General features: G+C 64.3%; 22 protein-coding genes and 1 pseudogene. 16 read left to right on the forward strand and 7 right to left on the reverse strand.

The window, feature by feature from the left end; genetic code table 11:
• Positions 1 to 62: 62 nt before the first annotated feature.
• The 7 genes from ABMC89_RS01595 (at position 63) to ABMC89_RS01625 (ending at position 9,109) form a co-directional block, all read left to right on the forward strand.
• Positions 63 to 470 carry a hypothetical protein gene (locus ABMC89_RS01595; protein ID WP_349564511.1) on the forward strand — a complete coding sequence of 136 codons (408 nt, stop codon included), beginning with the start codon at positions 63 to 65 and terminating at the stop codon, positions 468 to 470.
• A gap of 90 nt (positions 471 to 560) precedes the next feature.
• Entirely contained in the window at positions 561 to 2,771 is a 2,211-nt protein-coding gene (locus ABMC89_RS01600; RefSeq protein ID WP_349568492.1) for an efflux RND transporter periplasmic adaptor subunit, read from the forward strand.
• Complete coding sequence (locus tag ABMC89_RS01605; protein ID WP_349564513.1) at positions 2,768 to 5,947, forward strand: efflux RND transporter permease subunit; 3,180 nt, start codon at positions 2,768 to 2,770, stop codon at positions 5,945 to 5,947. The genes ABMC89_RS01600 and ABMC89_RS01605 overlap by 4 nt, the downstream gene beginning before the upstream one ends.
• Positions 5,948 to 5,982: 35 nt before the next feature.
• Complete coding sequence (locus ABMC89_RS01610) at positions 5,983 to 6,327, forward strand: copper-binding protein (protein WP_349564515.1); 345 nt, start codon at positions 5,983 to 5,985, stop codon at positions 6,325 to 6,327.
• A 68-nt stretch (positions 6,328 to 6,395) separates the two neighbouring features.
• Complete coding sequence (locus tag ABMC89_RS01615) at positions 6,396 to 6,764, forward strand: copper resistance CopC family protein (protein ID WP_349564517.1); 369 nt, start codon at positions 6,396 to 6,398, stop codon at positions 6,762 to 6,764.
• Positions 6,765 to 6,770: 6 nt separating this feature from the next.
• Complete coding sequence (locus ABMC89_RS01620; RefSeq protein WP_349564519.1) at positions 6,771 to 7,721, forward strand: CopD family protein; 951 nt, start codon at positions 6,771 to 6,773, stop codon at positions 7,719 to 7,721.
• Positions 7,718 to 9,109, forward strand: coding sequence for a multicopper oxidase family protein (locus ABMC89_RS01625; RefSeq protein WP_349564521.1), 1,392 nt, complete (start codon positions 7,718 to 7,720; stop codon positions 9,107 to 9,109). Before ABMC89_RS01620 ends, ABMC89_RS01625 begins: the two co-directional genes overlap by 4 nt.
• Positions 9,110 to 9,279: 170 nt before the next feature.
• Here ABMC89_RS01625 and ABMC89_RS01630 read toward each other — a convergent pair whose 3' ends face one another.
• Complete coding sequence (locus tag ABMC89_RS01630) at positions 9,280 to 9,714, reverse strand: MarR family winged helix-turn-helix transcriptional regulator (RefSeq protein WP_349564523.1); 435 nt, start codon at positions 9,712 to 9,714, stop codon at positions 9,280 to 9,282.
• An 80-nt stretch (positions 9,715 to 9,794) separates the two neighbouring features.
• On the opposite strand from ABMC89_RS01630, the gene hmgA reads away from it, so the two are divergent.
• From hmgA to maiA, 6 genes are all read left to right on the forward strand, one after another.
• A complete protein-coding gene (gene hmgA, locus ABMC89_RS01635; RefSeq protein ID WP_349564525.1) occupies positions 9,795 to 11,156 on the forward strand; it encodes a homogentisate 1,2-dioxygenase in 1,362 nt (453 codons plus the stop codon).
• Positions 11,153 to 12,397 carry a fumarylacetoacetase gene (fahA, locus tag ABMC89_RS01640; RefSeq protein WP_349564527.1) on the forward strand — a complete coding sequence of 415 codons (1,245 nt, stop codon included), beginning with the start codon at positions 11,153 to 11,155 and terminating at the stop codon, positions 12,395 to 12,397. The genes hmgA and fahA overlap by 4 nt, the downstream gene beginning before the upstream one ends.
• Complete coding sequence (locus ABMC89_RS01645) at positions 12,394 to 13,344, forward strand: MBL fold metallo-hydrolase (RefSeq protein WP_349564529.1); 951 nt, start codon at positions 12,394 to 12,396, stop codon at positions 13,342 to 13,344. The genes fahA and ABMC89_RS01645 overlap by 4 nt, the downstream gene beginning before the upstream one ends.
• Positions 13,345 to 13,407: 63 nt before the next feature.
• The gene (locus ABMC89_RS01650; protein WP_349568494.1) at positions 13,408 to 15,015 is read left to right on the forward strand and encodes an FAD-dependent oxidoreductase; all 1,608 of its coding nucleotides are present in this window, start codon (positions 13,408 to 13,410) and stop codon (positions 15,013 to 15,015) included.
• Entirely contained in the window at positions 15,012 to 15,200 is a 189-nt protein-coding gene (locus tag ABMC89_RS01655) for a DUF2783 domain-containing protein (protein ID WP_349564531.1), read from the forward strand. The genes ABMC89_RS01650 and ABMC89_RS01655 overlap by 4 nt, the downstream gene beginning before the upstream one ends.
• A complete protein-coding gene (gene maiA, locus ABMC89_RS01660) occupies positions 15,197 to 15,844 on the forward strand; it encodes a maleylacetoacetate isomerase (protein WP_349564533.1) in 648 nt (215 codons plus the stop codon). Before ABMC89_RS01655 ends, maiA begins: the two co-directional genes overlap by 4 nt.
• An 18-nt stretch (positions 15,845 to 15,862) precedes the next feature.
• On the opposite strand, the pseudogene ABMC89_RS01665 reads toward maiA, so the two are convergent.
• Positions 15,863 to 17,094, reverse strand: a pseudogene (locus tag ABMC89_RS01665) (Tm-1-like ATP-binding domain-containing protein).
• A 10-nt stretch (positions 17,095 to 17,104) separates the two neighbouring features.
• The gene (locus ABMC89_RS01670) at positions 17,105 to 18,592 is read right to left on the reverse strand and encodes an aldehyde dehydrogenase family protein (protein ID WP_349564535.1); all 1,488 of its coding nucleotides are present in this window, start codon (positions 18,590 to 18,592) and stop codon (positions 17,105 to 17,107) included.
• A 196-nt stretch (positions 18,593 to 18,788) separates the two neighbouring features.
• On the opposite strand from ABMC89_RS01670, the gene ABMC89_RS01675 reads away from it, so the two are divergent.
• From ABMC89_RS01675 to ABMC89_RS01685, 3 genes are read left to right on the forward strand one after another with little or no spacing between them, the layout of a single operon-like run.
• Positions 18,789 to 19,565, forward strand: a complete 777-nt coding sequence (locus ABMC89_RS01675) for an IclR family transcriptional regulator (RefSeq protein WP_349564537.1) — start codon at positions 18,789 to 18,791, stop codon at positions 19,563 to 19,565.
• Positions 19,558 to 20,217 (forward strand): HAD family hydrolase, encoded by a 660-nt coding sequence (locus tag ABMC89_RS01680; protein WP_349564539.1) that lies wholly within the window; start codon positions 19,558 to 19,560, stop codon positions 20,215 to 20,217. The genes ABMC89_RS01675 and ABMC89_RS01680 overlap by 8 nt, the downstream gene beginning before the upstream one ends.
• Entirely contained in the window at positions 20,214 to 21,569 is a 1,356-nt protein-coding gene (locus tag ABMC89_RS01685; RefSeq protein WP_349564541.1) for an aspartate aminotransferase family protein, read from the forward strand. Before ABMC89_RS01680 ends, ABMC89_RS01685 begins: the two co-directional genes overlap by 4 nt.
• 345 nt (positions 21,570 to 21,914) lie before the next feature.
• Here the strand turns inward: ABMC89_RS01685 and ABMC89_RS01690 are convergent, their stop codons facing one another.
• From ABMC89_RS01690 to ABMC89_RS01705, 4 genes are all read right to left on the reverse strand, one after another.
• On the reverse strand, positions 21,915 to 23,360 hold the full coding sequence (locus ABMC89_RS01690; RefSeq protein ID WP_349564543.1) for an amidase: 1,446 nt from the start codon (positions 23,358 to 23,360) through the stop codon (positions 21,915 to 21,917).
• 87 nt (positions 23,361 to 23,447) lie between these two features.
• Positions 23,448 to 24,530, reverse strand: a complete 1,083-nt coding sequence (locus ABMC89_RS01695) for a TRAP transporter substrate-binding protein (protein ID WP_349564545.1) — start codon at positions 24,528 to 24,530, stop codon at positions 23,448 to 23,450.
• Between the two features lie 23 nt (positions 24,531 to 24,553).
• On the reverse strand, positions 24,554 to 26,110 hold the full coding sequence (locus ABMC89_RS01700) for a TRAP transporter large permease (RefSeq protein ID WP_349564547.1): 1,557 nt from the start codon (positions 26,108 to 26,110) through the stop codon (positions 24,554 to 24,556).
• Positions 26,103 to 26,609, reverse strand: coding sequence for a TRAP transporter small permease subunit (locus ABMC89_RS01705; RefSeq protein ID WP_349564549.1), 507 nt, complete (start codon positions 26,607 to 26,609; stop codon positions 26,103 to 26,105). The genes ABMC89_RS01700 and ABMC89_RS01705 overlap by 8 nt, the downstream gene beginning before the upstream one ends.

The raw sequence follows: 26,609 nt of genomic DNA on the forward strand, positions 1-26,609 counted from the left end.
GGATCAGCCAGATCACGCCGATCTGACTTGCATTATGATCGCGAAGGCTGGAAGACATCCGCATGACAAGGACAAACGATAGATTCGGGATCTGGTCGGTGTTGCGGCCGCTGGGGCTTTTGCTCCTGATCTCGCTGTTCGTTTTCCAGACCCTGTCGCCCCCGGCCGCAGCGGCGCCATCGGCGGGCGATAGCCATGCGGATCATCACGCAACCGCCGACGCGGCGCTGAGCTGCCCGAACGATGCCCGGAATGGCGATGCCAGCATGGATGGCGTGGCCGGTCACGACGGGGCGCATGACGGTGCTGCGCATTGCATGCCCCTGATGTGCTGCCTGCATGACACGGGCTCGTCCTACAAGCTGGCGATGGTCGGCACGCTCTTGCCCGACCCGCAGATCATTGATCGCGGCACGGCGCCATCCTCCAACGCCGGTACGACACAGGACCGACCTCCAAGACACCTCTGATTGATTTCCGAACCGTGCCCGCATTCAGCGCGCGCGTGACTGTAATTGATTGGAAGCGGTTCCCGTTGTGGAGCCGGGGTCGAGGTGACCATGCGTGGACGATATTCAGCCCTGAGCATTCTGGCGCTTGCCGCCGGAGTTGCCGGTGGCATCTATCTTGAGAAACTATATCTGAACCCTGCCGAGACGGCCGGATCGGACGGGCCCGAAATCCTGTACTGGGTGGCGCCGATGGACGCCAATTTCCGGCAGCCCGGGCCGGGCAAATCCCCGATGGGTATGGACCTAGTGCCGGTCTACGCAGGCGAGGAGCCCGACGGTGATCCGGCCGAGGTCACGCTGTCTGCCGCCGAGATAAACGCGATCGGCGTCCGCACTGCGATCGCGCAGATGTCCGAGATTTCCCAGCGGATCGAAACAGTCGGCTTCGTCGGCTACGACGAGCATCTGACCAGCCATGTGCATACGCGGGTAGACGGCTGGATCGAAGACCTGAACGTCCGCGCCGTCGGCGATCCCGTCCGCAAGGGCGACGTGCTGTTCGAGATGTTCTCGCCGCAGATCGGTCGGGCCAGCAGTGATCTGGTCCGCGCGGTCGAGGACAGCGATCCCCGGATACTCGAAACCGCCCGCAGCAGTCTGCGCAGCCTCGGCATGTCGGACGAGCAGATCGCCCGTATCGAGGCCGAAGGCGAGTTTGCGCGCAACATCGAGGTTCTTGCCCCGCAGGACGGGGTGGTGATCTCGCTGGAGGCCGCTGACGGAATGTTCCTGCAACCGGGCGTCCGCGCGGTCTCTTTGACCAATCTCAGCGCCGTCTGGCTGATCGTGGATGTGTTCGAGCGTGACATCGCGCGCATGACCGAAGACATGCGTGCGGTTGCGCGGTTTGAACACCTGCACGGGCGCACCTTCGAAGGGGTGGTCGACTACATCTATCCCGAACTCGATGCCGAGACGCGCACGCTGCCAGTGCGCCTGCGCTTCGACAACGCCGACGGGCTGCTCAGGCCCAATATGTTCGGCAATGTCAGCCTGATCCCCAACAATACACATATGGCGCTCACGGTCCCGACCGAGGCGATCATTCGCACCGGAGCCGCCGAGCGGGTCATTCTGAAAACCGGGGAGGGCACCTTCAAGCCGCGCCTAATCACGACCGGTTTGCGCGACGATTTCGGCGAAGGCGGCCGGACGGAAGTCGTCCAAGGTCTCGCTCCGGGTGAGGAGGTGGTCGCCTCCGCGCAATTCCTGATCGACAGCGAAAGCGCCCTGAGTGCCGGTCTGATGCGCATGGCGCCGACCGATGACACACCGGCGCGCGGGACCGGCGAACTGATCGCGCTCGACGAACAAAACCGCATCGCCACGATTCGCCACGCGGAACTAGAGGCGCTGGACTGGCCCGCGATGACATCGCAGTTCCCGCTGCGCGCCGATATCCCGCTTGGCCGTCTGGAACCCGGCCAGCAGGTGGCCTTCGTCGCCGCAAGGGGGGCTGACGGTCTGTTGAGCCTTATGGAGCTTGGCAGCGACGACGGTATCGCGGCCACCGGCACCGGTAGGGTCTCGGCGGTGACGGCGGACGGCAAGCTGTCGATGTCCCACGATCCGATCCCGGAACTCGGGTGGCCGTCCATGCAGATGGACATGCCCGTCGCCGGCTTCGATCCGTCGGACGTGCCGCTGGATCAACCCGTCGAATTCGATCTGGCCAAGGGCGAAGACGGGCTCTTCACCATCGTCGCCGTACGCGCGGAGGGGGCCATGGGCGACAGCGAAATGACCATGTCCGAACCGATGGAGGAGGAGCCGGAAACTGCCCCGGCCCCACCGATTGTCGTATCCGGCACCATCGAAGCGGTCGATCCGCAAACGCGCATGGCCACGATCGCGCATGGTCCAATCGTCGAGACGGGGATGCCCGGCATGACGATGGGGTTCGCGCTGGACGAGGCACTTGATCCTGCGGCCCTGACCACGGGGCAGGAGATGACGCTGACCTTTGCGCGCCCGGATGGAATGACGATGATCCTTGTTGCAGCCGAACCGAACGTGCCGCCGATGGAAGTGTCTGGCACGATCAACGCAGTGGATCAGGCGACCGGAATGGCCAACATCACCCATGGCCCGATGACGCAGATCGGCATGCCGGGCATGACGATGGATTTCGCAATCGATCCGACCGTCGATGTGTCGGCCCTGCCGGAGGGGAACGAGGTGACGCTGCTGCTCAAGCGTAACCCCGATTTCACTTTGACGCTTGTGGGCGTTGCCCGCGCGCCTGAGGTGATACAATGATCGCCGCCGTCATCCGCGCCTCCATCGCGAACCGCGTGATCGTTCTGGCCCTCGCGGTCATGATGACTGTGGCGGGCATCTGGGCGATCCGCGAAACCCCCGTCGATGCGATTCCGGACCTGTCGGATGTTCAGGTGATCGTCAAAACGCCCTATCCGGGGCAGGCGCCGCAGGTGGTCGAGGACCAGATCACCTATCCCATCGCGACCGCGATGCTGGCGGTGCCGGGGGCCAGCGACGTGCGCGGGTTTTCCTTCTTCGGTGACAGCTATGTCTACGTGGTCTTCGAGGATGGCACCGATCTTTACTGGGCGCGCACACGGGTGTTGGAATACCTCGGCCAGATCGCGGCCGATTTGCCTGAAGGGGTTGCACCCCAGCTGGGACCGGATGCGACGGGTGTGGGTTGGATCTACCAATACGCGCTGATCGACCGCACCGGCGGCCATGATCTGGCGGAGTTGCGCACGCTTCAGGACTGGTTCCTGAAGTACGAGCTGCAGACCGTCGATGGCGTGTCCGAAGTCGCCACCATCGGCGGCATGGTCAAACAGTATCAGGTCGTCGTCGACCCCAACAAACTGCGCGCCTATGACGTGACACTTGCCCAGATACGCACCGCCATCCAGGGCGCGAACCGCGAGACGGGCGGCAGCGTGATCGAGATGGGAGAGGCCGAATTCATGGTCCGTTCCACGGGCTATGTGGATGAACTGGCCGATCTGGCCAAGGCCCCCTTGATGGTCAACGACCGCGGGGCCGCGATCACGCTGGCCGATGTGGCCGATATCCGGCTCGGGCCCGAAATGCGGCGCGGTGTGGGCGAGTTCAATGGGGAGGGCGACGCCGTGGGCGGCGTCGTGATCCTGCGCTGGGGCGGGAATGCGCTGGCCACGATCAAGGCGGTGGAAAGCCGCATCGAAGAACTGCGCGCCAGCCTGCCCGAAGGGGTCGAGATCGTCACCACCTACAACCGGGCGGGGGTGATCGAGCGCGCCATCGAGAACCTGCAAAAGAAACTTACCGAGGAATTCATCGTCGTCATCCTCGTTTGTGCGGCCTTCCTGCTGCACATCCGGTCATCGCTGGTGATCCTTCTGTCGCTGCCACTGGGCATCTTCGCCGCCTTCAGCATCATGAAACTGCAAGGGGTGAACGCCAATATCATGAGCCTCGGCGGTATCGCGATCGCCATCGGCGCGATGGTGGACGCCGCGATTGTCATGATCGAGGCGATGCACCGGCGGATCGAGCACGAGAAACTCACCAACAAGAACCGATGGCGCATCGTCACGGAATGCTGCGAGGAAGTGGGGCCCGCCCTGTTTTTCTCTCTGGCGATCATCACCGTCAGCTTCCTGCCCGTGTTCGTTCTGGAAAGCCAGGAAGGGCGGCTGTTCAAGCCGCTGGCCTTCACCAAGACCTACGCGATGGCGGCTGCTGCAATCCTGTCGATCACGCTGGTGCCTGTGCTGATGGGCTACTTCATCCGGGGCCGTATCATCCCGGAACGGAAAAACCCCCTCAACAAGCTGGTGATCTGGATCTACCGCCCGTTTCTGGATGCTGCCGTTGCCTGGCCCTGGGCCACGACGCTGCTGGCCGGTCTGCTGGTGGCCTCCATGTGGTGGCCGCTGCAACGGATCGGGACCGAGTTCATGCCGGAACTCAACGAGGGCGATTTCCTCTACATGCCGTCGCTCTACCCCGGCGTGTCCATCGGCAAGGCCCGCGAGGTTCTGCAACAGACCGACCGCCTGATCGCGACCGTGCCCGAAGTTCTGACAGTGCATGGCAAGCTGGGCCGCGCCGATACGGCCACGGACCCCGCGCCGCTGACGATGATCGAGACCACGATCCAGCTCAGACCCAAAGAGGAATGGCGCGAGGGCATGACGATGGAGATGATCCGCAACGAGCTGGACCGCGTTGTCCAGATCCCGGGTGTCACCAATGTCTGGATCCAGCCCATCAAGAACCGGATCGACATGCTGGCAACCGGCATCAAGACGCCCGTGGGGGTCAAGATTTCCGGCGCGGACCTGAGGGTCATCGAGCAGATCGGGATCGAGGTCGAACGCGTTGTAGGGGGTATCGACGGCACCGCCTCGGCCTATGCCGAACGCCCCATCGGCGGCCGGTTCATCGAGATCAACGCCGACCGCGATGCCGCGGCGCGCTACATGATGTCTGTCCGCGACATTCAGGACGTGGTGCAGACGGCGATTGGCGGCATGCAGGTGTCTGAATCCGTCGAAGGTCTGGAGCGGTTCCCGATCAACCTGCGCTATCCGCAGGACTGGCGGAACAGCCCCGAACGGCTGCGTGATCTGCCGGTGGTGACCCCGTCCGGGGCGCATATCCCGCTGGGCACCCTGGCCGAGATCAAGGTCGTCGATGGCCCCGGCATGATCCGGTCCGAGAATGCGCGCCGCACCGGTTTTGTCTTTATCGACATCGCGGGGCGCGATCTGGGCGGATATGTGAACGAGGCCCGCGCAACGGTGGCCGATCAGGTTACCCTGCCGCCGGGCTACTCGATCACATGGTCGGGTCAGTACGAATACATCGAACGCATGCAGGAGCGGCTCCAGCTCGTGGCCCCCGCAACGCTGCTGATCATCACGTTGATGCTGTTCATGGCCTTCAACCGGGTGATCGAGGTCGGGATTATCCTTGCGGCCCTGCCGGTCGCTCTGGCCGGGGGCGTGTGGTTCCTGTGGTATCTGAGCTTCGACATCTCGGTCGCGGTGCTGGTGGGCTTTATCGCGCTTGCCGGCGTGGCGGTCGAGACGGCCATCGTGATGCTGCTCTACCTCAATCTGGCGTGGGAAAAGCGCAAGAAGGCGGCGGCGGCGGAACGACGCGAGATGACCTCCATGGATGTGGAGGAAGTGGTTTTCGAAGGTGCGCTTTTGCGTGTGCGGCCCAAGGTCATGACCGTTGCCACAATCTTCGCGGCCCTCATTCCCATCATGTACGGCACTGGCACCGGCTCCGAGATCATGCAGCGGATCGCCGCTCCGATGATCGGTGGCATGGCGACCGCGACCGTTCTCACCCTTTTCGTCATTCCTGCGATTTTCGTGATCTGGAAAAGGTTGGCCCTGAGACGGGTCAACCGAGACATGCTGCAAACGGCCAATGACCCCGCAGCACCCGTGCCGGCAGAATGATCTCTGCCAATCAACCCAACCCGAAAGGACTATTCATGAAAACTCTCTCTCTTGCCCTCTCAGTCATGGTTCTGACCGCGCCTCTGGCGCTGGCGCAGATGAACCACTCCAACATGGATCATTCCAACATGCCGATGAATGACGAAATGCTGGAAGGTGCGGTGCACACAAAGGCGGTGGTGAACTCCATCGGCGAAGGCACTGCCAATGTCAGCCACGAGCCGATCCCCGAAATCGGCTGGCCAGCCATGACGATGGATATGCCGCTGACCGCAGACGCCCAGATGATGGGCGACATCGCCGCCGGCGATTCCGTCACGCTGATGCTTATCAAGGGCGACGATGGCATGTATGCCATCGGGGCGATGATGCCTGAATAATATGACTTTGCTGGCAGGAGACGGCGTTTCCTGCCAGCATTGCCCAGAGACATCCATAGGAGCAAACAATGAAACCAACCGTCCTGTCCGTTCTGTCATCGGCGATCCTTGCCACCGCGCTGGTATTCGGTGCGCAAGGCGCGAATGCGCATTCCAAGAATGAAGGAACCCAGCCGGCGGATGGTGCCGTCCTGCAAATGTCTCCTGCGGCGATCGGCCTGCAGTTCGAGATGCCGATGCGTGTCACGCTGATCTCGCTCACCGATCAGGATGGCACCGCACATGATCTGACACGCACTGACAACATGCAGCCGGTCAGTGACTTCAGCGCCACGCCACCGGCGCTGCCGACGGGCCAGTACACCGTGCAGTGGCGCGGGCTGGCGGATGACGGCCACCCGATGCAGGGGGCGTTCAGCTTTGAAATCGCGGAGTGAGATCCGGTGCTGAGCGTACTCGCTACCGCTGATGCGGTGACCTGGCTGTCGATTGCCGTCAAAGCGCTTGTCTACGCGACGGCGTTTCTTGCGATGGGCAGCGTTCTGGGCCTTCTGACCCTGCGCAGCCTTCCTGCACCCGAGGTCGGCAGGCTCAGGCGGATGGCCGTTGTCTGGGCCATCGGCACCGCCGCCTTTTCACTGCTCCGATTACCGCTCAGAGCGAGCTTCCTGATGGGGGGCACATGGCAGGGCGCAACCGAACCGATGATGCTGGCTCTGGTCTGGGACAGCCCGCTTGGTTCCAGCATCAGCTTGCGGCTGATCGGTGTCGCATTGATCTGCGCGATCCTACTGCCCGCGCGCTTCGGGCGTCCCCTTGCGGCTCTCGGTGTGCTCCTGGTGGCTGCGTCTTTCGTGTTTCGCGGGCATGCGCTGGAGGAGCCGCGCCTTCTGCTCGGTCTGCTGATCACCCTTCATGTCTTGGGCCTCGCGTTCTGGATCGGCTGCTTTGCGCCGCTCTATCGTCTGTCCGGGACGCAGCCGGTGGGTGTCGCCGGACAGGTCAGTCACGATTTTGGCCGGGTCGCCGTCTGGGTCGTCGCCGGATTGACCGTCGCGGGCGGGGTGTCCCTGTGGCTGCTGACCGGCAACCTGCTGAGCGCGCTTTCCACCCCCTACGGGCAGTTTTTCGCGATCAAGCTGGGCGTTTTCCTCGCGATCATCGCCCTCGCAGCATGGAACAAGCTGCGCCTGACCCCTGCGATGCTGCGGCAGGAGCCGGATGCAGGGTCGCGTATGCGTGCAAGCATCCGGCTGGAAGCGGCGCTCGTTGCGCTGATCCTTGTCACGACGGCGGTGCTGACCACGGTGAGCGCGCCCGATCCTCAGGTGCAGACCGCCGAAGCCACGGCTGCGGAGCATAGTATGAAATTGAACGATGGAGGGTTCCTATGAAGCCTGTAACACGCCGGACCTTTGGACGCGGAATGGTGGCAGCCCTTGCGCTGGGCGGCCTTCGTCCGACATCTGTGCACGCACAAGCGGCGCCAGACCTGACCGCGCGCGAAAGCCTGCATCAACTCGCGCCCGCGACCTATCCGCAGACACAGGTCTGGGGCTATGACGGCACGGTTCCCGGCCCAGTGATCCGGCTGCCGCAGGGCGGGCGCCTGACGCGCCGGTTTGTCAATGAACTGCCGCAAGCGGGAACCATCCACTGGCACGGGATCCGCATCGACAACGCGATGGACGGCGTGCCCGGTCTGACCCAGGACGCCGTCGCACCCGGAGAGACGTTCCAGTACGACTTCACGGTGCCCGATGCCGGTACCTATTGGTATCACCCGCACAACCGTTCGTATGAGCAGATGGCGCGCGGGCTTTCGGGCGCGCTGATCGTCGAGGAGGCCGACGGCGGCCCCGAGGTCGACAGCGACGAGGTGCTGCTGCTGGATGACTGGCGCCTGACGGAAGAGGGCCAGATCGCGGGCGGTTTCGGCAACATGCACGACTGGGCCCATGCCGGCCGAATCGGGAACTGGATCACCGTCAATGGCACCCCGGAGTGGCACAGATCGGTTCAGCAGCACAGCCGCCACCGTCTGCGCCTTGTGAACACCGCCAATGCGCGGATTTTCACGCTCGAGGCGCAAGGTCTCGCCGGTTGGGTCGTCGCACTCGACGGCATGCCGCTCGATGCGCCGCAGCCGCTGGGCCGCTTGGTGCTGGCTCCGGCACAACGGGCGGACATCATCGTCGATGTGACCGCAGACATCGGCGAAGAGGCCTTCCTTGTCAGCTTCGAGCGTGACGGCGGCTATGCCATCGCTTCTTTCGACGTCACAGCGGCGGCGCGGTCAGAACGCCTCGGCACACCCGCTCCGCTGGCGCCCAACCCGGTGCCACAGCTTGGCCGTCTGGAAGACGCCAGAACGGCCAAGCTGCTGATGGAGGGCGGGGCCATGGGGCGGATGAGCGGCGCCATGATGGGCGGACGGATGATGGGCATGCGCGATATGGCGGGTGCGGGCAAGGTCTGGGCCTTCAATGGCATGGCGGACATGCCCGAGCAGCCACTGGTAACGGCGGAGCGGGGCGAGTCCGTTCGGATCGAGATCACCAACGACACGGCCTGGCCCCATGCGATGCATCTGCATGGCCACCATTTCCGGCGGATCGCCGCGGACGGCACGGCGGGCGCCTTGCGTGACACGCTGCTCATGGACCGCGGAGAGACCGCCGAGATCGCGTTCGTTGCCGACAATCCCGGTGACTGGCTGCTGCACTGTCACATGCTGGAGCATTCGGCGGGCGGAATGATGACATGGCTGCGCGTGGTTTGAACCGCTGCCGGTGAAAACGTGAAGCCATTGAAAGCCGGCTCGTCGAACGCGCCGATGGATGGTTTGCGATCCCGTGGGCAAGCCGCGCCTTTGCGGGTGTGCAGCCGGATCGTCGGACAGGGCTCATAATGTACGTCAGCCAGATATTTGGTTACATATGTAACTAAATATCACGGACTTTCCATTTGTGCCAATCGCTCAAGACAGTCCAGCAGGATCAGCCTCTCGCCCGCGGAAAACTGCGAGAGAAGCGCATTGTTGTACCGCTCTGCGACAGTCGCAAGGTCATTATAGGCGCGCCGCCCCGCGGGCAGAAGCGCCAGTATATCGCTGCGCTTGTCCGCGTCATTCTTCCGCGCCTCGATAAAGCGTTTTTCCTGTAACGCTTTGACTGCGCGACTAATCTTTGTTTTATGCATCTTCGAAATGCGTCCGATCTCGCTCGCCGTCAGATCGCCGTAGCGACCAAGGTGAAACAGCACCCGCCACTCGGTCCGCAGCATGTTGTACCGCTCGCGGTAGCGGCGCGCGAACTCCAGGCTGGTTTCCTCGGCGGCTTGGTTCAGCAGGTAAGGCACGAAACTGCGCAGATCGAAATCGGACATGCGGAAACCCTTTTTATTTGTCTTGTTGGTTACAAAAGTAACGTTATCTTACAGCCAAGTTCAAGATGCGAGGAGTTGACATGAACGAACAGTCACATCCGTCCGAATATCTGCAGTTTGCCAAGGGGCAGGGCACGACCGAAGGGTACATGCCCGGCTTTGGCAATGACTTTGAAACCGAGGCGTTGCCGGGTGCCTTGCCGCAGGGCATGAACAGCCCCCAGAAGGTGAACTACGGTCTCTACGGGGAGCAGCTGTCGGGCACCGCCTTCACCGCGCCGAGCCACCAGAACGAGCGCACATGGTGCTACCGCATTCGCCCCAGCGTGCGTCATCAGGGGCGCTATGAGCGCATTGACCTGCCGTATTGGAAAACCGCGCCGCACATCCCTCAGGATGTGACCTCGCTGGGCCAGTACCGCTGGGATCCGGTGCCGCACAGCGACACTGGCCTGACGTGGCTGACGGGCATGCGCACGATGACCTCGGCGGGCGACGTCAACACCCAGACCGGTATGGCAAGCCATATCTATCTGGTCACCGAGTCGATGAAGGACTCCTATTTCTACTCCGCCGACGGCGAGATGCTGGTCGTCCCGCAAGAAGGGCGGCTGCGCTTTGCGACCGAACTTGGCGTTATTGACGTGGCGCCACAGGAAATCGCGCTGATCCCGCGCGGGCTGGTCTACCGTGTCGAGGTGCTGGAAGGTCCGGCGCGCGGGTTTGTCTGCGAAAACTACGGCCAGAAGTTCGAACTGCCGGGCCGGGGCCCGATCGGGGCGAACTGCATGGCAAACCGCCGTGATTTCAAAACGCCCGTTGCGGCCTTCGAAGACCGCGAAGTACCGTCGACCATGACCATCAAATGGTGCGGCCAGTTCCACCGCTGCGAGATCCCGCATTCGCCGCTGGACGTGGTGGCGTGGCACGGCAATTACGCGCCCTGCAAATACGATCTGCGCAACTACTGTCCGGTCGGCTCGATCCTCTTCGACCATCCGGATCCGTCGATCTATACCGTGCTGACCGCGCCGTCGGGCATGGAAGGGACCGCAAACATCGATTTCGTGCTGTTTCGCGATCGCTGGAACGTGGCCGAGGATACCTTCCGCCCGCCATGGTACCACAAGAACGTCATGTCCGAACTCATGGGCAACATCCACGGCCAGTATGACGCCAAGCCGCAGGGCTTTGTTCCGGGTGGCATGAGCCTGCACAACTGCATGCTGCCGCACGGTCCCGACCGCGAGGCCTTCGAGGGCGCGTCGAATGCGGATCTCAAGCCGCAGAAGCTGGAAAATACCATGTCGTTCATGTTCGAGACACGTTTCCCGCAGCACCTGACGGAATTCGCGGCCAAAGAGGCGCCGTTGCAGGACGACTATGTCGATTGCTGGGACGGGCTGGAAAAGAAATTCGACGGCACCCCGGGGGTAAAATGACCGATCTGAAGAAGAGCTGGGTCGCCAGCGCAAACGCCGCCGACACCGATTTCCCGCTCAACAACCTGCCTTACGGTGTGTTTTCGACCGATGCGCTGTCGCCCCGCTGCGGCGTGGCCATCGGCGACAGCATCCTTGATGTGGCGCGCGCCGAAGAGGCGGGGCTGACCGGAACAGATGGGCTGTTGCAGGATGCGAAATGGAACCCGCTGATGGCCGCGGGCCCAGACGTGTGGTCTGCCTTCCGTGCGCGTCTGGCAGCCTTGCTCGCCGAGGGGGCGGAGGATCGTGACGCGGTCGAACCGCTGCTCGTGCCCATGTCCGCCGCCACGCTGCATCTGCCGATCGAAGTCGCCGAATACACCGATTTCTACGCTGGCAAACAGCACGCGCAGAACGTGGGCACGATGTTTCGCGGCCCCGAAAACGCGTTGCCGCCGAACTGGCTCCACATCCCGATCGGCTACAACGGGCGCGCCTCGACGGTGGTTGTGTCGGGCACGGACATCCGGCGCCCCATGGGCCAGACCAAAGCCAAGGACGCAACCGCGCCCAGCTTCGGGCCCTGTCAGCGGCTCGACATCGAGCTGGAGATGGGCGCAATCGTAGGCTCACCCTCTGCGATGGGCGAACCGGTCACTGTGGCCCAGGCGCGCGAGATGATCTTTGGCTATGTGCTGCTCAACGACTGGTCAGCGCGGGATCTGCAGGCGTGGGAATACCAGCCGCTGGGCCCGTTCCAGGCCAAGGCCTTCGCGACCTCTATCAGCCCGTGGATCGTCACCGCCGAGGCGCTCGAACCCTTCGAGGCCGCGACCCCGGACCGCGAGGTGCCACTGCTGCCCTACCTCGTCGAGGAACGCCCCGGCCTTTACGATATCGATCTTTCGGTCGAGATGAATGGCCATACCATCGGCCACACCAACATGCGCGAGCTCTACTATTCCGCCTCGCAGCAACTGGCGCATCACGCGTCCTCGGGCTGTGCCATGCGGACCGGTGACCTGCTTGGTTCGGGCACGATATCGGGGCCGAAACCGGAGAACTACGGCTCGCTGCTCGAGATGACATGGGGCGGGCAGAACCCGATCCAGATCGACGGCGAGAGCCGCAGTTTCATCGAGGACGGCGATACACTGACCCTCAAGGGCCATGCGCAGGGCAATGGCTACCGGGTGGGCTTTGGCGCCTGCACCGGCACGATCCTGCCCGCACCAGACTTTTACAAGGAGACAACATGAGCAAGGCATTCGCATCCGCAGGCGACATGACGGACAAGGAAATCAGCTTCACGGAAGTGGGCGAGGGGCTTTGGGCCTTCACCGCCGAGGGCGATCCCAACTCGGGCGTTATCATCGGCGACGACAGCGTGATGATCGTCGAGGCGCAGGCGACCCCGCGACTGGCTGAAAAGGTGATCGAAAAGGTCCGCTCCGTCACCGACAAGCCGATCAGCCATCTGGTGCTGACCCACTATCACGCCGTGCGTGTGCTGGGTGCCTCGGCCTACGGTGCGCGCGAGGTCATCATGTCCGATACCGCCCGCGCCATGGTCGCCGAGCGCGGCAAGGAAGATTGGGACAGCGAATTCGACCGTTTCCCGCGCCTGTTTCAGGGGCATGAAAGCATCCCCGGCCTGACTTGGCCGACCACGACATTCAACGACACCATGACCGTCTATCTCGGCAACCGCCGCGTCGATCTGATGAAGCTCGGTCGTGCGCATACCGCGGGCGACATTGTCGTGCATGTGCCGGACCAGAACGTGATGTTCACCGGTGACATCGTCGAATATCATTCTGCCTGCTACTGTGGCGACGGCCACTACCGTGACTGGCCCGCGACCCTCGACCGGATCCGCGCCTTCGACCTCGACGCGATTGCGCCGGGCCGTGGCGACGCGCTGGTGGGCCGCGACATGGTCAATGCCGCACTCGACAACACCGCCGACTTCGTCGGCTCGACCTTCGACGCTGTGCGCCGCGTGGCGGCCAAGGGCGGCACCTTGCAAGAGGCGATGGCCCACGTCCGCGAGGTTTGCGATCCGAAGTTCGGTGACTACGCGATCTACGAGCATTGCCTGCCGTTCAACGTGGCCCGTGCCTTCGACGAAGCACAGGGCATCGACACGCCGCGTGTCTGGACTGCCGAACGCGACAAAGAAATGTGGGCCGCCCTGCAGAAGTGATGCGGGCCTCTTGCCCCGCCCACTGGCGGGCGGGGCAGTCCGGTGACGATTTGGAGACAGATGATGTTGGATGACCGCTATTCCCTGGCGCACAAACTCTATCCTTACGAACGCAACGCCGATCAGGACGGCAGTGTCGAGGCGCACCACCCCGTCGTGATCATTGGCGGGGGGCCTGTCGGCATGGCCGCCGCACTGGACCTCGGGCTTCAGGGCATCGCGACGCTGGTGCTGGACGACCACGAAGGCGTGGGCGAAGGCAGCCGTGCGATCTGTTTCGCCAAGCGCACGCTCGAGATCTGCGACCGTCTGGGCTGTGGTGATCCGATGGTCGACAGGGGCGTGGTCTGGAACCTTGGCAAGGTGTTTCACGGCGACGACAAGGTTTTCGATTTCAACCTGCTGGCCGAAGGGGGCCACCGTCGCCCGGCCTTCATCAACCTCCAACAGCCCTATTTCGAGAAAGACCTCGTCGAGCGTATCCGCGCCGCCCAGGCCGACGGTGCCCCGATCGAGATCCGCGGCAAGAACCGGGTCGACCGGCTGGATGCAAGCGACGAAGGCGCACGGCTGGAAGTAACGACCCCCGACGGCGCCTATGCCATCACCGCCGATTGGGTGCTGGCCTGCGACGGCGCCGGATCGCCCACGCGCAAGGCGATGGGCATCGATTTCGAGGGCAAGGTCTTCAAGGACAGCTTCCTCATCGCCGACGTGCGCATGACCGCCGATTTCCCGACCGAACGCTGGTTCTGGTTCGACCCGCCCTTCCGCGACGCCGGTGACAGCGCGCTGTTGCACAAGCAGCCAGATGACGTCTGGCGCATCGATTTCCAGATCGGCTGGGACGTCGACCGCGAGGCCGAGTTGAAAGAGGACCGCATCCGCGCCCGCATCGACGCGATGCTCGGCGAAGGGGTCGAATACGAACTGGTCTGGACCTCGATCTATACCTTCCAGTGCCGCCGGATGGCCTCGTTCCGCCACGGCCGCATCCTCTTTGTGGGCGACAGCGCACATCAGGTGTCGCCCTTCGGCGCACGCGGCTGCAACGGCGGCGTGCAGGACAGCGATAACCTTGCGTGGAAACTGGCGGCGGTGATGAAGGGCGAGGCGCCCGAGACGCTGATCGACAGCTACGACGTCGAACGCGGCGCGGCGGCGGACGAGAACATCCGCAACTCGACCCGCTCCACCGATTTCATCACGCCGAAGTCCGACCAGAGCCGCCTGTTCCGCGATGCGGTTCTGCAACTGGCGCGAAACCACGATTTCGCCCGCCCCTTCGTCAATTCCGGGCGTCTGTCGCACCCCTGCATCTATGACGGATCGGCGCTGAATTCGTCCGACGCGCTGCCCGGCGGACCGGCTGGCGCAAGGCCGGGTGCGCCCGCACCGGATGCACCACTGGGCAAAGCCTTCTTGCTGGACCAGCTGGGCAATGATTTCGCGGTTTTGGCCATTGGCTGCGACGCCCCTGCGGTCGAAGGCCTTCGCACTGTCGAGGTGGCCAACCCCGATCCCGATCTTGCGGCCCGCTACCTTGGCGATGCGGACGCCGCCCTCTACCTGATCCGCCCCGATCAACATGTCGCCGCCCGCTGGGCCGATGCCACGGCTGACCAGATCGTTGCCGCCCGCGACCGCGCGCTTGGAAAGGATGTCGCATGACCGCCCTTGTCACAACACGCAACACCCCACAGCCGGACGATGCCTATGACCTGCTGCTCAGCGCCCATGAAGGGCTGAGCAAGGAGGAAAGCGACGCGCTGAATGCCCGCCTGATCCTGACGCTGATCAACCATATCGGCGATCTCGACGTCCTGCGCGAAGCGCTGGAGGTCGCGAAAGGGTGACCGAGGTGGTGCTCTATGACTACTGGCGCTCGACGGCGAGCTACAGGGTCCGGATCGCGCTGGAGCTTGCACGGATCGAGTGCAAGACCGTTTCAATCGACTTGCTGGCCGGGGCGCAGCGCGATGCGGCGCATCTGGCACGCAACCCCCAAGGCTATGTGCCGGTGCTGGAGATCGACGGGCTGCGGCTGACGCAGTCCCTTGCGATCATCGAATATCTGGACGAGACGCAAGGGCTCTTGCTTCTGCCCGATGATCCCGCCGCGCGGGCGCGGGTGCGGGCACTGTCGCAGGTGATTGCCGCCGATACGCACCCGATCTGCAATCCGGCGGTCGTGGGGCACGTGCTGACGCAGTTCCAGCCAGAAGATGCTGAGGCGGCGCGCATCGACTGGATGCGCCATTTCATCCGGCGCGGTCTTGTGGCGTTCGAGGCGTTGCTGGATGATCCGGCGACCGGCACGTTCTGCCACGGCGAAACACCGTCGCTGGCGGATCTTTGTCTGGTGCCGCAAATCTATAACGCGCGGCGCTGGGGCCCCAAGTTCGACGATCTGGCCCGCGTCACACGGATTTCCGCAGCGGCCGAAGCGCTGCCGGCGTTTCAGCGGGCCGCCCCCGAGGCGGTGAGGCCCGCTGACTGACCATGCCAAGGCCGCAGCTTAGGCCTTGATATGCCCCTCGGCGCGCCATTCATCGAAAATTTCCAGCGCGCGGGCGGCAAAGGCCTCGTCGTTGATATGGCAATCCATCGCGTGCAGGTCGACATTGGCGGGGCAGGTGGCTTCGAACTCTTCGCAGAAGGCAGCGAGCCCGCCGGCATCGTGCAGCGGCCCGCCGGGTCTGTCCCATTCACCGCAGCCCCCGCGCGGCAGAATGAAGGCGGTCTTGCCGGTCGCTTCGGACAGCTGCGCGGAATGGGCCCGCGCGACCTTGCGGCGGCCATCGTCGTCGAGCACGTAGGAGGTGATGAGCCGGTTGTGCGCGTGGCTGGGCAGCCCTTCAAAGCGCGGATCGGCGGGCTGCCAGCCGATGACATCCACCAGGTCATAGCATCCGGGCGCCACGATCTGCGGCACGCCTGCCTTGCCCGCGCCGGTCAGGCGCGACGCACCGGCGCTGACCATCGAGCCGAAAGTATGGTTGCCCAGTTCCTGCGTGCAGAAATCGAACACGCAGGCGAATGCACCCTCCTCGGCGAGGTTCTCGAATGCGCGTCCGCCCATGCCTGTGGCGTGGAACACCGCGACTTCGAAACCGCGTTCTTCCAGCGCCGGCTTCAGCGCCACCATGTAGCGCAGGGCGGTTTTCCCGAGGCTGGTCATGCCGATCAGCGGTTTCTCCTCGGTCGGTGGCATGGCGGCGCGCGCGGCACCCAGAACGGCACCTGCCGCCTGCGCCAGCGAGGCCCGGCAGACCGAGTTCAGCCCGTAAAGGCCACCCGCCCAGAGGATCATCTGCACATCCGCAGGCAGCCGTTCGGGCGGCAGCAAAGGCGAGAAGGCGATCGTGGAGACCACGTATTTCGGCACCCCCAGCGGCACCGCCGCCAGCAGGTCGAGCGCAAGGTCCGTGCCCATGGAGCCGCCCAGCACGATGGCGCCGTCAACGCGGCCCTGTGCGCAAAGCTCGCGGGCCATCGCGGCGGCGCCGCGCCCCATGATCTGCATGGCCTTGTTCTCGTCGCCGCTGTCGATTGCCTCCTGGATGCTGCTGCCCCCGGCCTCGGCGACCTGATGCTTGGAGATATCGACAGGGCCGGGCGGGTCGCCCAGCACGCTCACGTCCATGGTCAGCGCGCGCCCCCCTGTTGCTGAATGCAGGAGACCAGAAAGCCCAGCTCGTCTGATTTCGTGTCGTAGGTTCCGGCGACCAGTATCGTCTTCTCGGTCATGTCGTTCTCCTTAGAGTTTGATCCAGGCGGTCTTGAGGTCGACGTATTTGTCGAAGGCGTGCAGGGATTTGTCGTGGCCGTTGCCCGACTGTTTGACGCCGCCCAGCGGCACGGTGATGTCAGGGCCGCCGTAGGTGTTGACGTGGACGACACCGGCCTGCACCGCGCGGATCATCCGGTGGGCGCGGCCCAGATTGCTAGTCCAGACACCTGCAGCCAGCCCGTAGTCGGTCGCATTGGCAAGGTGGATCGCCTCGGCCTCGTCCTCGAAGGTGGTGACGGCGAGGACGGGGCCAAAGACCTCGTCGCGGAACAGGCGGTGGTCCGGCGCGACATCGGTGACAACCGTGGGGGCCATGTAATAGCCGCCGGTCTCTTCTAGAATGCGTTGCCCGCCGAGCGCCACGCGCGCGCCCTGGTCCACCGCGTCATCGACAAACCCCAGAACCTGATCGAGCTGCGCCTGCGAATTGATCGCCCCGGCCTGTGTGGTCAGGTCGAGCGGATCGCCCACGCGCATCTTCGCCGCAGCCTCCGACAGCGCGGCGACAAATTCGTCCGCCACGCCGCGTTGCACCAGCAGGCGCGATCCCGCGACGCAGACCTGTCCTGAGTTGCGGAAGATGCCCGCGGCCGAAACCTTCGCGGCCTCGGCGATATCACCGACGTCGTCAAAGACGATGTTCGGCGACTTGCCGCCGAGTTCGAGGTAGACCCGTTTGAGGTTGGATTTCGGCGACGCCTCCAGCAGCCGCCGGCCCGTTGCGCCCGACCCGGTAAAGACCAGCGCATCGACATCCATCGACATCGACAGCGCTTGGCCGCTGACGGCACCGCGCCCGGTCACGACGTTGAGCACGCCCGCAGGCAGACCGGCCTCAAGCGCGAGTTCGCAGATCCGCAGCAGCGACAGGGAGGCCGTTTCGGCAGGTTTCAGCACCACCGAATTGCCCGCGGCAAGGGCCGGGGCCAGCTTCCACGTGCCGATCATCAGCGGGAAGTTCCACGGCACGATGGCGCCGATCACCCCCACCGGTTCGCGGTGGATCAGGCCAAGCGCGCCGTCATCCGTTGGGGCGATTTCACCGTAGATCTTGTCGATGGCCTCGGCGTACCAGCGGATCGTGTTCGCCGCCGATCCGACCTCGGCCTTGGCGGCCATCGCGATTTCGGTGCCGTTGTCACGCACCCCCAGCACGGCCAGTTCCAGCGCATTGGCTTCGATCAGTTCGGCCCAGCGAAGCAGGACCTTCTTGCGCGCGGCGGGTGCCTGTCCGGCCCAGCGGCGGTCGGCGAAGGCCGCGCGCGCGGCGGCCACGGCATCTTCCACATCGGCGGCGTCGGCATCGGCGAGGGTGGTCAGAACGCTGCCATCGATGGGGGTCAGCCTGTCGATCGTTGCGCCATCCCGCGCCTCGCGCCAAGCGCCGTCGATCAGCAGGCGGCCCGGCGGTACGGGCGCATCACGCAATGTGTCTATCTGGGATTGGTCAAACATCTGGGTCACCTCTCAAGTGGGTACAGGGCAGTCAGGGGTCGGCGCGGTTTAGCGGGGTGGGTGGCCTTTTCTGAATGGTTCGTATAATGAACCGATGGTTTAAAATATATTGACTTGGCGGAATGCTCCTGTCAACAATGCATGCAGCCCCGGATGAAAAACGTCCGGCTGGCGCGCATGTGCGAAAGGTCTCACCGTGGGAACAACTGCAAAAGCACTCGGACTGTTGGATCAGTTCTCGATCGAGCGCCCGGAGATCGGGCTGAGCGATTTCCACCGCATCGTCGGTCGCGACAAGGCGACTGTGCACCGCTACCTGACGGAGCTGGAGCAGGTCGGTTTCGTAGAGCAGAACCCGGTGACACGCGCCTACCGCCTCGGACCGGCGGTGCTGCGCCTCGCCACGATCCGCGAGACCTGCTTTCCGCTGCAAAGCGCCGTCGCACCCGTGATTCAAGCTGCGGCAGGGGAGCTGGGCGAGTTGATCCATTTCTCCCTGCTTCAGCACGACAACCTTGCGCCGATTGCCCATTCCGACCCGCTGCGCCACGGCACGGCGGTTGTCTTTGATCCCGGTGCAGTGCTGCCGTTGCACGGCACCGCCTCGGGCATCGCCATGCTGGCCTTCGGCCCCGACGATCTGTGGCAGGCGGTGGAGCAGGGGCCGCTGGAGGATTTCACCGGGCAGACGCCAACCGACCGCGACACGTTGCACGGGCTGGCGGACACCGCGCGCGACAAGGGCTTTGCCCTTGCCAATCGCACCTTCGACCCCGATGTCGTCTCTGTCGCGATGCCGGTCTTCGGCGCCAACGGCTCGGCCAGCGGCGCCGTCGCGGTGGCGCTGCCGGCAGGTCGGCTCAGCGATGATCTGCTGGACCGCGCGGTGGCGACGCTGCGCCGGATCGCGCCCGTGCTCAGCCAGTCGCTGGGCGGGCGCATGCCTGCCGGAATGGGGGTGCAGGATGCCTGACGCACTCGTTCTCGATTTCGGCGGGGTGATTTCCCGCACGCTCTTTGAAACCCATGATCTGAGCGAGCGTGCCCTCGGCCTGCCGCCCGGCACGCTGGACTGGCAGGGGCCCTTTGCCCCCGAGAACGACGCCCTGTGGCGCCGGATGCAGAACGACGAGATTTCCGAGCGCGACTACTGGCGCCAGCGCACCAGCGAAGTGGCAGCACTTGTCGGTGCGGATTGGACCGAGATGTCCGATTTCGTGCGCGCCGCGCGCGGTGCCGCGCCCAGCGAGGTGATCCGCCCCGAGGCGCTCGCCGCGATCAAGGCGGCGCAGGACAACGGCATCCGGCTGGCGATCCTTTCCAACGAGCTCGATCTTTTCTATGGCGCGGATTTCCGCGAAAAGCTGCCGTTCCTGTCCCATTTCGACGTGATCGTCGACGCCACCTATTCCGGCATCCTGAAACCCGACGCGCGCGCCTACGCGCAGGTCACCGACGCCCTGGGCGTGCCTGCCAGTGCATGCGTGTTCGTCGACGACCAGATCCGCAACATTCGCGGGGCTGAGGATGCAGGCCTCATTCCCGTCCATTTTGACGTGCGCCAGCCCGGCGCCAGTTTTGCCCGGGCGCTCGACGCCCTTGGGATCACAAGGAGAGCATCATGAAAGACAGCAACTTCCTCAAGGAAAACAACGGTAAGCATTTCTGGCAGCCGATGACGCATCCGGCCGACAGCATGGCCAACCCGCCCGCGATGATTACCGAGGCGCATGGCGTGCGGATCCGCGACGTGAACGGCTACGAGACGGTGGATGCCGTGGGCGGGCTCTGGAACGTCAACCTCGGTTTCTCTTGCCAGCCGGTGAAAGACGCGATCACCGCGCAGCTGGACCGGCTGCCGTTCTATTCGACCTTTCGGGGCACCACCAACGACGCCGCGGTCGAACTGTCGTGGATGCTGCGCGAATTCTTCGAGCCCGATGGCATGTCGCGCTGTTTCTACACCTCCGGCGGGTCGGATTCCGTCGAGGTCGCGCTGCGACTGGCGCGCCAGTACCACAAGCTGCGCGGCGAGGCGGGGCGCACCAAGTTCCTGAGCCTCAAGAAGGGCTACCACGGCACCCACACGCTGGGCGCGTCGGTCAACGGCAATCCGAACTTCCGCACCCAGTACGAGCCGCTGATGCCGGGCTGCTTCCACATTCCGGCCCCCTATACCTACCGCAACCCCTTCAACGAATCCGACCCCGAGAAGCTGGCGCAGCTTTGCCTCGCCGCGCTGGAGGACGAGATCAAGTTCCAGGGTGCCGAAACCATCGCCGCTTTCATCATGGAGCCGATCCTCGGCGCCGGTGGTGTGATCCCGCCGCACAAGTCGTTCATGCCCGGCGTGCGCGCGCTGTGCGACAAATACGGCCTGTTGCTGATCGCCGACGAGGTCGTCTGCGCCTTCGGTCGTACCGGCAGCTGGTCCGGCTCGCGCCATTGGGGCGTCCAGCCCGACATGATGTGCCTCGCCAAGGCGATCACCAACGGCTATTTCCCCTTCGGCGCGGTCATGATCGGCGATCGGTTGGTCGAGGTGTTCGAGGGCGACAAGACGGGGCAGGGCTCCATCGCGTCAGGCTATACCTATTCGGGTCACCCTGTCGGTGCCTCCGCAGCGATTGCCTGTCTGAAAGAAACCCAGCGCCTGTCGGTCAAGGACAACGCCGCCGCCCGCGGCAAGCAGATGCACGAGGGTCTGCTGGCGCTGAAAGACCGCCACGAGGTCATCGGTGACGTGCGCGGTGGCGAGGGGCTGATGTGCGCGGTCGAACTTGTCTCTGACCGCGAAAAGAAAACGCCGCTCGACAAGAAGACCACGGCGACGATGTCGCAGGCGACCTACGAGGATGGGGTGATGATCCGTGTCTCCGGCAACAACATCATCCTGTCGCCGTCACTGATCATCGAAGAGCAGGACATCGCCAAGATCCTGTCCGCGCTCGACACTGGCTTCGCGGCCATCGGCTGACACGCGGACCGATCCGAGACGATAGCGACTGCACCTGCAAATGATGCAATGTGCCGGTCGCTGTCGTCTCCATCACGGCGGATCCCTCCAACGGTGGATCGTCCCTGACCAAGGGGGCCAAAGATTCCACGCGTGGCAGGATAGTTCGCATTCAATCGAAATCGGCACGGGCAGGTTCGTCCGTGACAGCAGAAAACGCCGTCACGACGCTGGCTGCAGCTGCCCCAAGGGGTTCGCCCCTCTTTACGCCCGCGCTACTGCGAACGTGTTGCTGGCCGATGCCGCCCGCGACCGGCCGATTGCAGGCCAGATTTCACATGCGGTGGTCCGGGGCAGGGCCGAGGCTCATCCCTCGTGCCGGACGACCGGATCGATCACGCGCAACGGTCCGCCAACGGATACCTCGACAAGGGCGGCGGCCGCGAGCAGCGCAGCTTCGCCGCGCGGTCTGCCGATCAATTGCAGGCCGACCGGCAGGCCGCCGCTGGTGAGACCCACGGGTATCGACATCGCCGGCAGACCCGCAACCGTGGCGGGGAAGGCGTGGGCGAGCCAATCCATGTAGAAATCGAATTTCTGTCCGCCGGCCTCTGATACCCATTCGACCTCGACGGGTTTGGGCATGTTGCCGACCACCGGGCAGGCCAGAACGTCGTGATGCTCAAGCAGCTGGCGCAGTTCGTGGTAGATTTTGGTCCGGGCTTTCTGGGCGTCGACGATATCGTCCATGGTGAGCGCCATGCCGCGCCTGACATTGTCTTCCAGCGTGGGTTTGAAACCCGCACGGATCGCGGGATCGATGTCGCGCATCAGGCTGGCCCAGAGAATGCCGCGCAGCGTGTAGTAGGTGCGCTTCATCTGCGGCATCTCGATAGGCGGGGTTTCGACCGCGTGACCGTCGCGCGCCAGCAGCGCCATGACACCCTCGAGATGTTCCTCCATGTCCGTGTCAACGGGACACTGGCCGCCAAGGTCCGCGGACCATGCGATCCGCAAGCGGCCTTCGGCCCGGTCCACCGCCGCCTGATAGGGCCCGGAGGTATCCGCGGGGAAAGAGATCGGATGCACGGGGTCGAAGCCCGCCATCGCGTCCAGAAACAGCGCGCAGTCACGCACATTGCGCGCCATCGGCCCTTGCAGGCCCTCGATGATGAAACCCGCATCGTCGGGGCCGCCGCCCACAAGGCCGGGGCTGGTGCGCAGCCCGACAACGCCGCAATAGGCGGCGGGGGTGCGCAGGCTGCCGCCGTGGTCTGACCCGTGGCTGAGCCATGCCTGCCCCGCGATCAGCTGCGCTGCTGCCCCACCGGAGGATCCGGCCGGGTTCAGCCGCGTGTCCCACGGGTTGCGCGTGGTGCCGAGCACGGCATTAAAGGTGTTCGCACCGGCGCCGAACTCGGGCGTATTGGTCTTGCCGATGACGAGGCCACCGCGGGCCTCGATGCGGCGCACAAGAGGGTCGCTTGCGTCGGGGATGTAATCGGCCAGCCCGGGTGTTCCGTAGGTGCAGCGCACGCCCGCGACCGGCGTCAGGTCCTTGATGCCGAGGGGCAGGCCGTGCAGCTCACGCGGGTCGTCTTCCTCCGGTGTCGTCATCGTCTTCGCGGCGTCGCGGGCGCGGTCGAAACAGGCCGTCGGCATGGCGTTGATCGCCGGGTCGGTCTGGGCGTGGCGCTCGGCTGCGGCGTCGATCAGATCGGCAGGCGCGATCTCGCGGCGCTTGAGCAGCTGCACGATGTCGCTGGCGCTGCGGGCGCAGAGTTCGGGGCCGGTATAGGAAGGGTAGCTCATCGGTCTCTCCGGTTGCCGGCGCGCACCGACGCCCGCAGAAAATCGCTAGGGGTGCGGGCCCGGCCAATGGCCGGACCCGTCGCGGTATCAGCCGAAATAGGGCTGGCGTTCCGCCGTGAAGGCAGCGTCGTAGCGCGCCTTGTAGCCCGAGCATTGCTCGGCGTAGGCGTAATAGGCCTCGGTCAGGCGCCCGTGGAAGTCGCTGGTCGCGGCGACATCGTCCATCACCTCTTTCGAGGCCGCGCGCAGGGCGTCCCAGATGTCGGCCGGCAGTTCAGCGATGGTCAGGCTGTCGTCCGCCTTGAAGCGTTCGAACGCCTGCAGGTTGGCGTGCAGCGTGTCGGCGGAGGAGCGGTTCGCCTCGGCTTCGGAGGCGGCCTCGACAATCGTGCGCTGTGCGTCCGACAGGGCTTCCCACGCGGCCAGGTTCACGCCGAATTCGATGCCGCCGTAGACGTCGACAAAGGTAGGCGTGTACATGTATTTCGCCACGTTCTGGAACCCGAAGGCAAGGTCGTTCGCGGGGCCGACCCACTCGGCACCGTCAAGCGTACCCGACTGCAACGCCGAGAAGATGTCCGAGGGCGGGATCGACACGGCGTTCATGCCCAGCTTCGACAGTACCTGCCCGCCAAGGCCGGCGGCGCGGAAGTTCAGCCCCTGAAGGTCGCTGAGGCCTTTGATCTCGTTCTTGAACCAGCCGAAGGTCTGCATCCCCGAGCCGCCGCCGATAAAGATCTGGAGCCCGCGCGGGTTGGTGAACTCGTTGAGCAGCTCCTGACCGCCGCCGTAGTACATCCACGCGTGCATCTCGTCGAAGGTGAGGCCGAAGGGCACGCCGGTAAAGAACGCATGCGCGATGTCGCGCCCCGAGAACCAAGAACCGGAACCGTGATAGGCCTGTGCGGTCCCGCTCTCGACGGCTTCCTGCGTGCCGAACGGCGGCACCAGTTCACCAACACCGTAGAGGGTGACCTTGATCTCGCCGTCGGTCATCTGCGTGATGCGATCCGCCCAGCGTTGCGCCGAGACACCGGGGCCGGGCAGGCCCTTGGGCACGGATGTGACCAGCTTCCAGTCGTGTTGTGCCTGCGCGCGGGCAATCATCGGGGTGCCAATCGCCAAGGACGAAATGGCGGCGCCTTTCAGGATCTGTCTTCTCTTGAGCATTTTAGTAACCTCCTTGTTATCAGTTAGTTATAGATTAGTCTGGGCAACCACGTTGCGAGGCCTGGCACCATCGCGACCATCGCAAGGGCAGCCAGTTGCAGGCAGACGAACGGGATGATTCCGCGGTAGATGTCTGCGGTGCTGATCTCCACCGGCGCGACCCGGCGGAAATAGAAGAGGGCATAGCCGAAGGGGGGCGTCAGAAAGCTCATCTGCAGGTTCATGCTGATCAGGATCGCGAACCACACAGGGTCGACCCCCAGTTCCATCAGCGGCGGACCGGCGATGGGGATGACGATGAAGATGATTTCGACGTATTCGATGATGAAGCCGAGCAGGAAGATCACGACCATGGTAAAGACGATCGCCGTGGTCACTCCGCCGGGCAGATTCTGGAGGAAATCGCGCACCAGCTCTTCGCCGTGAAAGCCACGGAACACCAGCGACAGCATCGTTGCGCCCAGCACGATCAGCACCAGCATCGCCACCAGCGACGCGGTTTCGCGTGCCACCGGCATGACGCGTTCGGCCCGGTGTTCCTGCCAGAGCGCCAGCAGGGTGCCCGAAGACATCACCACAAGCCCGAAGGTGCCGATGATGGCGAGCAAGACGCTTGCCTGCGCGCCGCCCGCGAATTTCACGGCCACCAGCAAAAGCGCGCCCGGCAGCACTGCAAACATCAGCAGTTTGCGCCAGCGCGGCATGTCCTTGTTCTCGAGCGCGGCCATCACCAGCGCTCCGGCTGCACCCAATGCGGCACTTTCGGTGGCGGTCGCCACGCCCATCAGGATCGATCCCAGCACGATCAGGATCAGCACCAGCGGCATCAGCAGCGCTTGCGCCACGAACCCGCGGGTGAGTTTCTGCCGGTCGCCGCTGGAGTCCAGCATCTTGACCGGCGGGCATTTCGCAGGGTTCAGCTTGGCGATCACGAGGATGTAGAGAAGGTAGAAGACCACCAGCATCAGTCCCGGCAGCAGGGCACCGGCAAAGAGATCGCCCACCGTCACCGGTGTCGGGGCCCAGTCGCCCACGGCGCGGCGCCCGGCCTGATAGGCCGCCGAAATCTGGTCGGTCAGCAGGATCAACAGGATCGAGGGCGGGATGATCTGCCCCAGCGACCCCGAGGCGCAGATCACGCCCGCGATCAGGCTCTTGGAATAGCCGGCCTGCAGCATTGCGGGCACGGCAATCATCCCGAGCATGAAGATCGTCGCCCCGATCACCCCGGTCGAGGCCGCCAGCAGCGCGCCGACCAGCACGATCGCGATGGCCATGCCACCGTTGCGATCCCCGAAGAGCGCGCCCGCGGTCCAGATCATGCGGCGCGCGATGTCCGATTTCTCGAGGAACCCGCCCATAAGAACGAACAGCGGTACGGACAGGAAAATCGGGTTTGTCAGCAGCCCGAAAGCCTTGGACGGAAAGGCCGCGAGGATGCCGAGGTCAAACGCGCCGACGAGCGAGCCGATCATGGCCAGCACCGCAGGCACCCCAATCAGGATGAAAGCGACAGGCACGCCCGACAGGATCCCCAGCAGCAGGCAGACACCGAGTGCGATCAGAAACTGCTCATGCATCGTGACTGTCCTCGTAGACGCGCGGCCGCAGACCGATCCAGAGGGCCGCAATCGCAAGCCCGGCAAAGATCGCCGACAGAAGCGTTTTCAGCAGGAAATACCCCGGAAGACCGCCGACATTGGGCGATGCCTCGTAGAGCGACCATGAATTCATCGTCAAAGGCCACGAGGTCCACGCGGCCCATAGCATCGCGGGCAGGAACAGCCCCAGCAACGCAATGCGATCAAACAGGGTTTGAAGCCGCCGGGACATGAACGCCCTGAGAACGTCGACCCGCACACCGGTGTTGTAGACGACGACCCCGATCAGCGGCAGCGATACGATCACGAAGTTCAGGTACGTCAGCAGGTCGGTCGCCCAGGGCCAGCCGAGCGCAAAGACATAGCGCAGGGCCACAACGAGGATTTGCGACAGCAACAGCAGCAGGACGGCAATACCGGCTATGGTGGTAAGCGCGTCGAGCAGGCGGCTTCCGGGGGTATGATCGGGTTCGGCCAC

Origin of the sequence: Sulfitobacter sp. HNIBRBA3233 (assembly GCF_040149665.1) — a bacterium.
Classification (GTDB): Bacteria; Pseudomonadota; Alphaproteobacteria; order Rhodobacterales; family Rhodobacteraceae; genus Sulfitobacter; species Sulfitobacter marinivivus.